This is a genomic window from Streptomyces sp. NPDC026206 (assembly GCF_040638465.1).
Taxonomy (GTDB): Bacteria; Actinomycetota; Actinomycetes; order Streptomycetales; family Streptomycetaceae; genus Streptomyces.
In genome coordinates this window covers 162,593-175,087 of record NZ_JBEZYL010000013.1, presented here as the reverse complement: position 1 = coordinate 175,087, position 12,495 = coordinate 162,593, and the positions used below count along the sequence as shown (strand labels likewise).

Below are 12,495 nucleotides of genomic sequence, written 5' to 3'. Positions count from 1 at the left end.
CCGGAACAACGCCCATAACTCGTCCGGTACCAGTCGCTCAACCAGATCCGTCATGCACGGCTCAACGAACGATCACACCATAAGAAACGGCGTCTTAGGGCGACACCGGCCCCCGCCGGGCGGCGCACGAGCCCACCGTGGGACCGCGCAGTACCTTGGGGTTACCGCGAGCGCTTCGCCCGGGACGGCCGACGCCGCCGGGGCGCTCACAGAATGCGCCGCAAACCCGGAGACGGGCGTACCCACCATGGCCGATTCCGATATCCCGCACCTCCCCAGGCTTCTGCCGGAGGAGATCCACCACGCTGTGAAGCCGGGGACGGCGCTCCTGCGGCTGGAGACGACGCAGGCCCGCGAGGGCATTCTGGACGGCGCCTGGTGGCCGCGCTCCCGCGACATCGCCGCCGAGCTTCCCAGCCTGATCAGCGCGCTGACCGAGCACCTCGGCCCCATCACGCGCGTCGGCCTGGACGTGAGCGCCTGGGAAGAGCTCCCCACCCGGCTGACCATCGACGACCGGATCGTGCACATCGACTCGTTCCCGGTCGGCGACGACACGGTCCTCATCACCCGCGGCGATCAGGACCACTTCACCCTTCTGGTGGTCCCGCCCCAGGCGACGCCCGACGCGGCACGCGCCGCCATGGCCAGGGCCGTACGGGCCGACAACATCACCCAGGCAGGGCAGATCCTCATCGACACCGGCAGCACCGGACAGCCCTGACCCCGCGGAGCGCGGGGCCAGGGAGCGGAACGGCCGGAGACCGGAGAAACGGCCGGAGACCGGAGAAACGGTCGGCGGTCGCTGAAACGGTCAGTGGTCGGAGTAGCTGACGTCGCCCACGGTCCAGGCGCTCACGTCCCGCAGGGCGATGCGGTACATCCCGCCGGTCTCGGGGATGCCGAGACTGCCCTGAAGAATGCGCGCGACGTGGAAGTGCAGATACGCGGGCGGTTCGCCGCCGCGCCCGTCCGGCCGGCCGCGCCCCACCTCCGGGGGCGTGAACACGGCGGAGAACGGGCCCAGCCGCTCGGAGTCCTTCAGGACCTCCGCGACGCGTTGCCGCCACATGGCCTCGGGAGCCAGCCGTCCGGTGATGACGGCGCCGTGGACCACGACGGTGAGGGACATCTGATTGCTTTGCTCCGACTCCACCATCGCGGCAATGTCAACGAGCAGATCATCAGGATTCGACACGAGACCGGACTCTACTCCTGTCCCGGTGCCCACCGCAGACCTGCCCAAGGTCGCCCGTCCGGGTGGTTCCACCCGCCGTCCCGGTTGAACGCCCGCCGCCGGTGCCGTCTTCGCACCCGTCTTCGCACCTGTACGGACACCGCAACGGCCCTCCCCGGGCCTGTCGAAAACCTATCGTGGCGGCAGTAGACATCCCCATCTGCGGTGGCTAGAGTTCCTGACGTAGCCGACGAAGTCAGCAAAGCGCGGCAGAGACGAACTGGCGCGAGCAGCAAGCGGCGCGGCAGCGGAGTCCTGGGGCCAGGAAGTGCAGGAAGGCCCCACGGCTGGCTGCCGGGCCGGACGGCCTCAGGGGCCGTATGCCGTACGGATTCACAGCAGTACCGATCACAGCAGTGCCGATCCACAGCAATACAGCCCGAAAAGATCAGCAAGAGGAGAGGAGCAGACGCCATCAGGATGGCCCGAGCGATGTCCCAGGTCGCCCGGGTACCGCAGGCCCCGGATTGGAAGGTGGTCCCCGGTCACGCATTCGCGATCCCCGCATCTCCCGCCCTCCGGGCGGCCATGCGGATAGAGGAAACCAGCGCACAGCGCCGGTAGATGGTGTTGATACCCCTCGGGGCCCCGGTGCCGTACGGCACCGGGGCCCCTCGACGCGTTCCAGAAGAAGAGGTGCAAATGCCCCCAGAAGCCAAGCCGCACGCCACCGACCGGTTCGACGATGACGACTATCCCGCCTACACCATGGGCCGCGCGGCCGAGATGATCGGTTCCACGCCGGGCTTCCTCCGGGCCATCGGCGAAGCGCGCCTGATCACCCCCTTGCGGTCCGAGGGCGGCCACCGCCGCTACTCCCGCTACCAACTGCGCATCGCCGCCCGGGCGCGCGAGCTGGTCGACCAGGGCACCCCGATCGACGCCGCCTGCAGGATCGTCATCCTCGAGGACCAGCTCGAAGAGGCCCTGCGCCTCAATGAGGAACTGCGCCGGCCCACCGCGGATCCCGGCGGTCACACAACGACGACCTGACCCCGGCGGCGGTGCGGCGGTGCGTACCCGCCCGGCCACGGGACGCCCCCGCGGGGAGGATGCCCGCACGGCCAGGCCCGGTGTCATTATCTGGTCCCGCAGGGACAGAAATTCATACGACCCCGGTGAGGGTTTATCGCCCACGGACCGAGTGATTTTTATTTCCCCACACGGCCGCTTGCCCGTGCTACGGTTGATCTCAGTTGCAGTTGTGGTTCCCAAAGACTTCAAGTGCTCTCGTCGGCCTTCTGTCGCCGACGGGCGCACTTTGTATTGCCGGGGTATTTTCCGGACGGGTAATCATCGCGGCGATGCGGGGCTCGCACAGTGTGAGCCCCCGGGCACTGCCCCGAAGGAGATATGACATGGCTACTGGCACCGTGAAGTGGTTCAACGCGGAAAAGGGTTTCGGCTTCATCGAGCAGGACGGTGGCGGCGCTGACGTCTTCGCCCACTACTCGAACATCGCCTCCCAGGGCTTCCGCGAGCTGCAGGAGGGCCAGAAGGTGAACTTCGACGTCACGCAGGGCCAGAAGGGCCCGCAGGCGGAGAACATCACTCCCGCCTGACGCCGACGCGTACGGCGAAGCCGGGGCCCGCACCTTGGGGTGCGGGCCCCGGCTCGTTGCTTTTTCCAGGGTCTGCCCGGCACGGCGCCGGCCTCGCGGCCTGCGGCAGAAAAACCCTGTGCTCCCGCCCTCCGGCGGACGATCCGCCCACGGCTGTGCCGGCGCGGGACTGCCGGAGCTCCCATGGCCCGGCATTCCGGACGTTTCCACGGCATATGCCAGGCATTCCGACGACGCCGCCCCGGATGAATTCCGGCGGCCGGGCTCGTCATTCTTTTATCTCCGGCTCGTTACCGTGATTCTCTGCGCTGCTCATTGCTGCCGGGAATTCCTCGATACGCGCCGCATCGAGGAAGGTTCCACATGAACCGCACAGCTCGCACGAACGACCGGTATTCCCGTACCCGCACCGGCGGCTCCACCGGTTCCGCCGGTTCCCGCAAGGGCGGCGGCTCCCGCTCGCAGGCCACCGGCCGGTCGGGTGCCCCCGGACGTTCCGGCGGCCACGGGCGGCGTCCCGCGGCTCGGCAGGGGGAGTTCGCGCTGCCGGTGACCATCACCCCGGCCCTGCCCGCCGCCGAGGCGTTCGCCGACCTGGACCTCCCCGCACCGCTGCTGGCGGCGCTGAGCGCCGAGGGCGTGACGGTGCCGTTCCCGATCCAGGCGGCGACCCTCCCGAACTCGCTGGCCGGACGTGACGTCCTGGGCCGGGGGCGCACCGGTTCGGGCAAGACCCTCGCGTTCGGCCTGGCGCTGCTGGCCCGTACCGCGGGCCGCCGCGCGGAGCCGCGGCAGCCGCTGGCGCTGGTCCTGGTGCCCACGCGGGAGCTGGCGCAGCAGGTCACCGACGCCCTCACCCCTTACGCCCGGTCGCTGTCGCTGCGGCTGGCCACGGTGGTCGGCGGCATGTCGATCGGCCGGCAGGCCGGCGCGCTGCGTTCCGGGGCCGAGGTCGTCGTCGCGACCCCCGGCCGGCTCAAGGACCTCATCGAGCGGCGCGACTGCCGTCTGGACCGGGTCACCGTCACCGTCCTGGACGAAGCGGACCAGATGGCCGACATGGGCTTCATGCCGCAGGTCACCGAGCTGCTCGACCAGGTGCCCGCCGAGGGCCAGCGAATGCTGTTCTCGGCCACGCTGGACCGCAACGTCGACCTCTTGGTCCGCCGGTACCTGCACGACCCGGTGGTGCACTCGGTCGATCCTTCGGCGGGCGCGGTGACCACGATGGAGCACCACGTGCTGCACGTGCACAGCGCCGACAAGTACGCCACCACCACCGAGATCGCGGCACGCGACGGCCGGGTCATCATGTTCCTGGACACCAAGCACGCGGTGGACCAGCTCACCAAGCACCTGCTGAACAGCGGGGTGCGCGCGGCGGCGCTGCACGGCGGCAAGTCCCAGCCCCAGCGCACCCGCACCCTGGCCCAGTTCAAGACCGGCCATGTCTCGGTGCTGGTGGCCACCAACGTCGCCGCGCGCGGCATCCACGTCGACAACCTGGACCTGGTCGTCAACGTCGATCCGCCGAGCGACCACAAGGACTACCTGCACCGGGGCGGCCGTACGGCCCGCGCGGGCGAGTCCGGCAGCGTCGTCACGCTGGTCATGCCCAACCAGCGCCGCGAGATGAGCCGTCTGATGGCCGACGCCGCCATCACGCCGCAGATCACCCAGGTCCGCTCCGGCGAGGCCGAGCTGAGCCGCATCACCGGCGCCCAGGCCCCCTCCGGCGTCCCGGTCACCATCACCGCACCGGCTCCCGAGCGCGCCAAGCGCACCGGCTCCCCGGCCGGCGGCCGGCGCGGTCGCTCCGGCGGCGCGCGCCGCTCCTCCGCCTCCTCCCGCACGGGGAACGGAACCGCACAGCGCCGGCCCTCCCGGGCCGACGCCGCGTAGGGCCCGGTCCGGGCGGGGTGCAGATGCCCGTCCGGGCGGGGCGTAGGTCCTGGCCTGGCCCGGGCACGAGGTAGGGCCTGGCCAGGTCGCGGCATAGGGCCTCGTCCGGGCGAGGTGCAGGTCTCCGCCCAGGCAGGGTGCAGGCGGCCCTCGTCCGGGCAGGGTGCAGGCCCTCGTCCAGGCCCGCGCGATTCGTTGTCCACCGAACACGGAAGGTCTTCCTTGACGCCGGCACAGGCACAGACGTGGCAGACGGTACGCACCGGGCCCACCGCGGGTGACGCCATGACCCCGGCCGGACCGCAGGTGGGTGACGACATGGTGGTCGACGTGGCCCTGTCCGTCCTCATCAGCGCCCGCGTAGGGCACCTGCTGGTCCACGACGAGGACGGCCGCTGCGCAGGGCTGGTCAGCCGGGCCCAGCTCACCGCCCACCGCAGCGGCTCCTGGTACTCCGAGCGCACCCGCCTGCGCGACATCGTCCACGACCGGGGACCGTTCACCTCGTCGGCGACGTCGGTGTGCGACGCCGAACGTGCCATGCGGGACCGGGAAGTCGGGGCGTCCCCCGTCATCGACGAGGACGGCTACACCCTGGGCATCCTCGCCCTCCCTCGCTGACCCCGCTCCGGGCGGGGTCGGGGCGGGCACGCCGTCCCCGCCATCTCTCACAAAGGTCACGCGGGCACTCTGGCGTCACGCCTTGCCCCGCCTTACCTTGAACCGCGGTGGGCACACCCATCGAACGACTCGCCATCTCCTCGTCCGATGACGTCAGACAAGAGGTGCGTCTTGTCCCTCCGCCGTAGCTCCGCCCGCACGCCGGTTCGTACAGTTGCCGGCATGCCGGCCCGCATACCGGCCCGCACGCCTGCCCGCGCATCCGCCCGAAGAACGAGCCGATTACGCCGGCTGAGCGTCGTCACCCTGCTCCTCGGCGTTCTGGCAGCCCTCGCCACCGGCCCGGCGCGGGCGATACCCGACGCCACCTCCCGGCCCCGGCCGTCCCTCGTCCAGCCGGTCGACCCGCAGCACTGGCGCAACCCCGACGACATGACCTGGGCCGAGTACCGCCCGGTGCCCGGCACCGACTGGGCGAACCCGGACGTCAAGCCGACGAAACGCACGTTCAAGGGCGCCCTGGTGCTCCTGGACTACCCCGACGAGGAGTTCTCGGTCAGCAGGCCGCCCGGCTCCGGCATCTTCGGCAATCCGCTGCCCAGCGCCTCCGGCATCCCCCGTGCGCAAGTCCCGAAGTTCTACCAGGACTTCCTGAACAGGCCCGGCACGCTCAACCACGGCCACACCATCAACGAGTACTGGATGGAGGACTCCGGCGGCCGCGTCGGGGTCGAGCTGACGGCCTTTGGCGTGTACCGCATGCCGTGGAAGTCCTACCAGTACGGCATCGAGCCGGGGATGAACCCCGGTGCCTGCCCGGTCGGTGACACCTGTGGCAAGGACATCCGCGCCGACGGCAAGCGCAATTGGGTCGCCGACGTGGGTGCGGACAGGGCCGACGACTTCGACTTCGTCTTCTATCTCACGGCCGGGGTCGACGAGTCGTCCGCCTGGCAGGAGTTCGGTCAGATGAAGTTCCGCAGTGCGCAGGATGTGCCGGCCGCCTGGGGACCGCCGTCCCCCGTCACCGGCGGCGGCAACGCCGCCAGGACCCGTTACGTGCCGTGGACGTCCTGGCAGGCGGCCGCCCGCATCTGGCCCAACGCGGCCAACGGCTCCTCCACCCAGGCCGAAAGCTCCGGCATGGCCACGTTCGCCCACGAACTCAGCCACATCCTGGGCATAGGCGACAACTACAACAACCCCTACGGCACGCCGCTGAGCCGCGCCTACACCGGTATCTGGAGCATGCTCTCCCGCGGTTCGTTCAACGGCCCCGGAGGGCCGCACACCCGCTGGCAGATCCCTGCCGCCGCCGGCGGTTCGATGGGCGCCCAGCACGTGCTGCGCGACAAGCTCAAGCTCGGCATCGTGGACGAGAAGAACGTCCTGCGCCTGGACCGCGACGCCCTGAAGGACTCCGGCCTCGTCGTCGCCCGCGTCACCGCACGCTCCGCGCCGCCCGGCGAGAAGGGCCTCGCCGGCGTCAACATCACCATGGGCCGCGACCTGTCCCCGGCCTGCGACCGCAATACCGACCCCCTGTGTGACGGCGGCGGCTACGACAACTACACCGTCGAGGTCGTCGACCGCATGGGCATGGACTCCTTCACACCCGACAACGGGGTGCTGATCAGCAAGACCAAGAACGCGGACCGGGCCCCGTTCGCCTGGGTGATCGACGCGCACCCCGAGGACATCGGCATGGTCGACTTCACGCGCCCCGACGGCACCCCGCAGAAGATCACCATGGGCGATTACCGGCAGCTCAGCGACGCGCTCTTCCACGCGGGCGCAGACTCGGGCAGCTCGTACGAGTTCACCGACAAGGCCAACCGGCTGCACTTCTACGTTCTCGACGTGCGACGCGACGCCTCCGGAGTGCTCTCCTACAGCGTCGGCGTCAAGTCCCTGGACGGTGCCGGGCCGCAGGCCCGCGGGCTCGCCCTGGGCCGGGGCACGGCGAAGGGCAGGCCCGGTGACGGCCGGGCCCTGTGCACCTTCACCCTCGCCAACACCGGGCAGACCGCCCCGCAGACCGGCCCCTACGCGTCCTCCGACGTCTACCGGCTGTCGGCCACCGCCTCCGGCCGCGGCTGGTCCGCCTGGCTCCCCAACCGCCTCGCCACCGCCGCGCCCGGCACCGCTGTCCCCGTCGACGTCGCCGTGAGCGCGAAGGCGGGCGCCGACCGGAACGGCCGGATCACCCTCACCGCGCGCTCGGAGAGCGACCCGGGCAAGACGTCCGAGGCCGTCTGCACGCTCAGGAAATAGGACGGCGTCGGTCTGGGAGGTCGGTGGGACGGGGGTGTTCGTGAGCATCTGTGACGGTGAGCTGTGCGGGTGCGGGCATGACGGTGAGCTGTGCGGATGCGGGCATGACGCCGTGAATGCGGGAGAGGGTGAAGACGCGTTCGTCGTCGCGCAGGTGGCACCAGGCGTACAGGTAGGGCGCGTCAAGATCGAGCTCGCTGAGGGTGCGCACGGTGCGGCTGCCCGAGGCGGCGACGTATTCGATGGTGACCGCCTGGCTTTCGATGACGGCATGGGCCAGCTGGCGGACGTCGGTGAGGGACAGCTGACGGGCGGACCCGGCGATGATTTCCTCGATGTCGCTGTCGAAGGGGACCCCGTAGTCCGGGTCGGGTTGCGGGGTGGCTGGTGGTGCGGCCTTCAGCCGGGTGGCCAGGGCACGCAGGTCGGGCGTCGCCGGAGCCTCCTCCGCGCGGCCGCCGGTCGTCCGGCGACGGGAGGACCCGCCGGGCAGGCGCGGGGCCGGGACCGGGGCGGCGGCGCGGCGGCGCCGGACTCGCTCGATGCGTACCGTCCCGTCGGCGGTCTCGGCGACAGGGGCATAGCCCGCGGCCCGGAGCGCGGCGAGGGTTTCGTCGAGCGGGGTCCGGCTCACCAGCACCGTCGGGGCCAGGCATCGCAGCCCGAGTCCGGCGAGCTTGCGGTGGGCGGCGAGCTCGGCCAGAAGGGCGGGCTCTTCGCCGTGGAGCACGCAGGCCGCGGGGGCGATGCGCACCCGGCCGTGGCTGCGCGCGGTGTCGTGGATCAGGTACGACAGCGGCTGGGGGAGGGGCTCGACGGCGACGGCGGCCAGGTCGGCTTCGATGGCGTCGGGGGCGCGGCCGGCGTCCAGGGCCCGGCGGACGGTGCCAGGGCTGAACCGCCACACCGATGCCGTGCCGCCGGCCTCGCGGTCGGCGACCGAATCCAGCAGCGTGGTGAGGCGGGCGGACGGCGTGCCGGTGACGACGGCCGTAAGGTCGGCGCCGAAGCGGGCGGTCCTGGTGGCGGCGGGAAGCAGCCGTCGGCAGGCAGTGGCCAGTGCCTCGGCGTCCTCGTCGAGCAGGGCGGCCCCGAGGGGGGACAGTGAGCCGCGGGCGAGGACGCCGAGCAGTTCCGCCTCGCGAATCACGGTGGCGAACGGCGTGGCGTCCTGGGGAAGCCGGTCGGCGAGCGGACGGTGCCAGGCGACGAGCGGCCCCAGCTCCGCGGCGCGCTTCGCGCCCTGCCCCTTCGGGAGCCGCGCCGCGGCGATGAGGAGACCTTCCCGGGCCTGCAGGCAGCTGCCGCAGGGGGGCGTTCCGGCGAGCGCGGGCAGGGCCTTGCCGTCCTCGTCGCGGGTCTGGGCGGGGATGAGACGCAGCGTCCGCCACGTCTGGAGAAGGACCGTGAGCCGGCCGGCCGGCTCACGGTCCGCCCAGGCGTCGTAGCCTTCCGCTGCCGTGACCCTGTCGCCATCCCGGGCCAACAGACCGGCTGCGTACGCCGTTTCGAGGGTGATGCGCACCACGGCGTCGTCGCATCGCGCCGCCTTGCCGATCCGGGAGAGTTCTCGCGCTCCGATCCCGCCGGTCTTCAGCCGGGCCGGCGGAGAGCCGGCACACGCTGCGAGGACCGAGGCGGCATGAGCGGCGAACGCCATGGCCGCGGCCGTCGCCTCCCGTTCCACCTCCGCCGACGTGACGGACACGGTACGCACGACGGGCGGGGTGGGATCGAACGGAGCGTGCCGGCCGGTCCCGCGCAGTGCCGGCCCAACCTCGGCCGGTATGCGGGCGATTCCGTACCCGCGACGGTCCTGGACCAGCAGTCCCCGCTCCGGCAGTCCCCGCCCCAGCAGTCCCCGCTCCAGCGGCGCGTCCAGCCCCAGCGGCGCGTCCCACGCCTGCCGCAACGGCGCCGCCATGCGCATCAGCCCCTCCCCGTCCGGCCAGACCAGCGCATGGTCGGCCAGTGTCCGAAGCGCCGCGTCCAGCCCGCGGGCGCGCTCCCCGTCCACCGCGCCCAGCAGTTCCGCCAAGGCATCACGCGAGGTGGGCGTCAGCGCCGAGAGCGCCTCGGCCACCTGCAGGTGTGGCAGTGCGAGCCGGGGCAGTACCAGTGCCACCGCCCCGGGACGCTGAAGGCGGTCCGCCAGCTCGCCGACCGACCGTGGCTCCGGAGGGGACACGGCATCCGTCCGCACCGCGAGGACTCGCTCCAGCCGCGGAGTGTCGAGACCGTGCAGCCAGGCTGCCAGTGTTGATCCGTTGGGCTTACGGATGGGGGCCACCTCGCCATCGAAGGACACATCGGTTTCCGGAGCAGGACAGGGACCGCACAAGACTCAGGATGGCGCACCGACGAAGCGGAACCGGTCACCCGAAAGGGTTTTGACCGCTGCTCGGGCGCGGCGCGGTGCAGGGCCGTACGGCGCCAGGGCAGCCCGCGCCCGCTCGGAGGTCGGCGACTGCGAGCCGCGGGAGGACGCAGTCCGGAGGCGTCCTGCCCAGCGACGGAGCGGCTCGCTCACCGGGTTCCGGACACCGCTGTACGGGGTGACCGCCACCAGAGCTGCCAACGGGCGGGTCGTTTCTCCGTCGCGCGGTCCCGGGCATGCGGCGAGGTCACCAGGCCGCGGGGGAGGGGCGGTTGCCAAGGGCGGCGGCGAGAAGGGTGCGGAGGTGGTCGGCCTCCGGAATCAGCGTGGCCTCGATCTGGTCGTCGGTGCGGCCGGCCAGGGTGAGTTCCTGGATGCGCCGGAACAGCAGACGGTCCGCCGCGGCAATCAGGGCGGCGGCGGCCCTGGGCGCGATGGCCGGGTCGGGATCGGGGTCGGCGGCGGTCAGCGCTGCGGCGAGTGCCGCCTCTCGCTGGTCGTGCAGTTCGCGAAGCCGGGCGGTGAGGGTGGGGCTGCCGGCGACCATGCGGGCGAACGCGGGACCGGTGAAGCCGACGACGGGGCTGTGTTCCAGCAGGGCGGTGCGGAACGTCCGTCCCAGGGCGGTGAGCGGCTCTTCGTCGGGCCCGCGCTCGGCGACGCTCCGGGCCAGGCCCTGGGTGAACGCCTCGTGGTGGTCGAGGGCCAGGTCTTCCTTGCGGGGGAAGTAGTTGGTCACCGTCTTCTTGGCCACGCGGGCCGCGGCGGCGATCTCGGCGATGGTGGTCTGCTCGAAGCCCTGCTCGATGAAGAGCCTGGTCGCACAGTCGGAGATCAGCTGCCTGGTCTCCTGCTTCTTGGACTCGCGGAGTCCCATCTCGGTGGCCATGCGGCAATCTTACATCCGTGGCAAATTTATGCTTGACCGATCGGATGCCTCCGCCTAAAGTTACGTCCGTTGCAAAAATAGGCCGAGCGAATGGATCTGGATGCGCAAGCTCACCTACGTCGTCGGCACCACCATCGACGGCTTCATCGCCGCCCCCGACGGCGACTTCGACTTCTTCACCCCGTACGTCGCCGGGGACTACCTCCCGCACCTGATCGGCGAGTTTGCGGACACCCTCTGGACCCCGGCCCGCGCCGCCCTCGGCGTCGGGGACGCGCCCAACACCCGCTTCGATACCGTGCTCATGGGCCGCAGCACGTACGGCCCGGGTCTGGCCGACGGCATCACCAGCCCCTACGCCCACCTGCGGCAGATCGTGTTCTCCCGCTCGCTCGCCACCAGCCCGGACCCGGCCGTGGAGGTCACCGCCGAGGACCCGGCCGTCCTGGTCCGCAAGCTCAAGCGGGAGGACGGGCTCGGGATCTGGCTCTGCGGCGGCGCCGACCTGGCCGGCCAACTGCTCCCCGAGATCGATGAGCTGATCATCAAGCAGTACCCGGTCGTGGCCGGCACCGGCATCCCGCTCTTCCGCGCAGACTTCTCGCCGCGCGCCTTCCGGCTCACGGACAGCCGAGTGTTCGAGGGCGGCAACCTCGTCCTCACCTACGCGAAGGCCTCCGACTAGAGCAGCAGCCGCTCAGCACCCTCGTACGCAATTCACCGCGCCGGAACCTGCCGCGCCGGAACGCCCCACGCCTGAACCTGCCAGGAGATGCCCTGAACGTCACCACCTCCACCCTGTCCCTCACCGTCGCTGACGTGGACGCCTCGTGCGAATTCTTCTGCACCCACCTCGGCTACCAGGTCGCCATGGCCGCCGACGGCTTCGCGTCCCTGACCCGCGGTGACGCCACCGCCGACATCGTGCTGCTCTGCCGCGGAAGCGAGGTGCTCCCAGCCGGGCAGCGCGACCGGCAGGCCGACGGCCTGATCTTCGCGCTCACCGTCACCGGCCTCGACGCCGAGGAGCGGCGCCTGCGTGAGGCCGGCGCCCCGATCACCATGCCGCTGCGCGAAGAGCCCTGGGGCGAGCGGCTGTTCCAGCTCACCGACCCGAACGGAATCGTCGTCCAGCTCGTCGAATGGGCCACCCCCGACGAGCCCGCGCAGACCGGGGAGCCGGCGCAGACCGACGAGCCCGCGCAGACCGACGAGCCCGCCGTGCGCGTGATCAGCCCCGCCGGCGAGAACGTCACCGACTCACCGAACGCCCGCATGACCGGTCTGGCCGCTCCCAGCCGGGGCAGCACAGAACTCAGCACCTGGGCCGTGGAGATGGAGTCCGGCCAGACCGGCCCCGAGCACTCGATCAGCCGCGAGCAGGTCTGGACCGTGACCGCCGGCGTCCTTCAGGTCACCTGCGCAGGCCGCACCGAGAAGATCACGGCCGGGCAGACCTTCGTCCTCCCGCCGGACGTACTCCGCCAGGTCCACGCCCCGCAGGCGGCCGAGGCCCACGTCGCCATGCGCTCCGACGGCGTGGCCTCCGTGCCCGGCACCGAGGGCACCCGCATCCTGCCCTGGGCCCAGTGACGGCCTGGGGCCTGGCGCAGGACGAATCCCATCCCTCGCA

The 12,495-nt window shown here is 71.4% G+C and carries 11 protein-coding genes; 8 read left to right on the top strand and 3 right to left on the bottom strand.

The window, feature by feature from the left end:
* The first annotated feature begins 247 nt into the window (after window positions 1-247).
* Window positions 248-724, top strand: coding sequence for a DUF5994 family protein (locus tag AB0F13_RS19785; protein WP_362083559.1), 477 nt, complete (start codon window positions 248-250; stop codon window positions 722-724).
* 90 nt (window positions 725-814) lie between these two features.
* On the opposite strand, the gene AB0F13_RS19780 is transcribed toward AB0F13_RS19785, so the two are convergent.
* A complete protein-coding gene (locus AB0F13_RS19780) occupies window positions 815-1,198 on the bottom strand; it encodes a hypothetical protein (protein ID WP_362083556.1) in 384 nt (127 codons plus the stop codon).
* Window positions 1,199-1,879: 681 nt separating this feature from the next.
* On the opposite strand from AB0F13_RS19780, the gene AB0F13_RS19775 reads away from it, so the two are divergent.
* The 5 genes from AB0F13_RS19775 (at window position 1,880) to AB0F13_RS19755 (ending at window position 7,596) form a co-directional block, all read left to right on the top strand.
* Entirely contained in the window at window positions 1,880-2,230 is a 351-nt protein-coding gene (locus tag AB0F13_RS19775; RefSeq protein ID WP_362083553.1) for a MerR family transcriptional regulator, read from the top strand.
* A 365-nt stretch (window positions 2,231-2,595) separates the two neighbouring features.
* Window positions 2,596-2,799: a cold-shock protein gene (locus AB0F13_RS19770; RefSeq protein ID WP_362083550.1), complete on the top strand. Its 204-nt coding sequence runs from the start codon at window positions 2,596-2,598 to the stop codon at window positions 2,797-2,799.
* Between the two features lie 363 nt (window positions 2,800-3,162).
* Window positions 3,163-4,701: a DEAD/DEAH box helicase gene (locus AB0F13_RS19765; RefSeq protein WP_362083547.1), complete on the top strand. Its 1,539-nt coding sequence runs from the start codon at window positions 3,163-3,165 to the stop codon at window positions 4,699-4,701.
* A gap of 285 nt (window positions 4,702-4,986) precedes the next feature.
* On the top strand, window positions 4,987-5,322 hold the full coding sequence (locus AB0F13_RS19760) for a CBS domain-containing protein (RefSeq protein WP_362083589.1): 336 nt from the start codon (window positions 4,987-4,989) through the stop codon (window positions 5,320-5,322).
* 222 nt (window positions 5,323-5,544) lie between these two features.
* A complete protein-coding gene (locus AB0F13_RS19755; protein WP_362083544.1) occupies window positions 5,545-7,596 on the top strand; it encodes a M6 family metalloprotease domain-containing protein in 2,052 nt (683 codons plus the stop codon).
* On the opposite strand, the gene AB0F13_RS19750 is transcribed toward AB0F13_RS19755, so the two are convergent.
* Both AB0F13_RS19750 and AB0F13_RS19745 read right to left on the bottom strand, forming a co-directional pair.
* Window positions 7,586-9,886, bottom strand: a complete 2,301-nt coding sequence (locus AB0F13_RS19750; protein ID WP_362083541.1) for a helicase-associated domain-containing protein — start codon at window positions 9,884-9,886, stop codon at window positions 7,586-7,588. The two genes, AB0F13_RS19755 and AB0F13_RS19750, sit on opposite strands and share 11 nt — an antisense overlap.
* 334 nt (window positions 9,887-10,220) lie before the next feature.
* On the bottom strand, window positions 10,221-10,850 hold the full coding sequence (locus AB0F13_RS19745) for a TetR/AcrR family transcriptional regulator (RefSeq protein WP_362083586.1): 630 nt from the start codon (window positions 10,848-10,850) through the stop codon (window positions 10,221-10,223).
* Window positions 10,851-10,962: 112 nt separating this feature from the next.
* Here AB0F13_RS19745 and AB0F13_RS19740 point away from each other — a divergent pair, with 112 nt between their 5' ends.
* A complete protein-coding gene (locus AB0F13_RS19740; protein ID WP_362083538.1) occupies window positions 10,963-11,547 on the top strand; it encodes a dihydrofolate reductase family protein in 585 nt (194 codons plus the stop codon).
* 47 nt (window positions 11,548-11,594) lie between these two features.
* Window positions 11,595-12,455: a VOC family protein gene (locus AB0F13_RS19735; protein WP_362083583.1), complete on the top strand. Its 861-nt coding sequence runs from the start codon at window positions 11,595-11,597 to the stop codon at window positions 12,453-12,455.
* The last annotated feature ends 40 nt before the right edge of the window (window positions 12,456-12,495 follow it).

Excerpts from the sequence above, each read along its gene's own strand:
- AB0F13_RS19785 (WP_362083559.1), top strand. The coding sequence starts at position 248 with ATGGCCGATTCCGATATCCCGCACCTCCCCAGGCTTCTGCCGGAGGAG.
- AB0F13_RS19775 (WP_362083553.1), top strand. The coding sequence starts at position 1,880 with ATGCCCCCAGAAGCCAAGCCGCACGCCACCGACCGGTTCGACGATGAC.
- AB0F13_RS19770 (WP_362083550.1), top strand. The coding sequence starts at position 2,596 with ATGGCTACTGGCACCGTGAAGTGGTTCAACGCGGAAAAGGGTTTCGGC.
- AB0F13_RS19765 (WP_362083547.1), top strand. The coding sequence starts at position 3,163 with ATGAACCGCACAGCTCGCACGAACGACCGGTATTCCCGTACCCGCACC.
- AB0F13_RS19760 (WP_362083589.1), top strand. The coding sequence starts at position 4,987 with ATGACCCCGGCCGGACCGCAGGTGGGTGACGACATGGTGGTCGACGTG.
- AB0F13_RS19755 (WP_362083544.1), top strand. The coding sequence starts at position 5,545 with ATGCCGGCCCGCATACCGGCCCGCACGCCTGCCCGCGCATCCGCCCGA.
- AB0F13_RS19745 (WP_362083586.1), bottom strand. The coding sequence starts at position 10,850 with ATGGGACTCCGCGAGTCCAAGAAGCAGGAGACCAGGCAGCTGATCTCC.
- AB0F13_RS19740 (WP_362083538.1), top strand. The coding sequence starts at position 10,963 with ATGCGCAAGCTCACCTACGTCGTCGGCACCACCATCGACGGCTTCATC.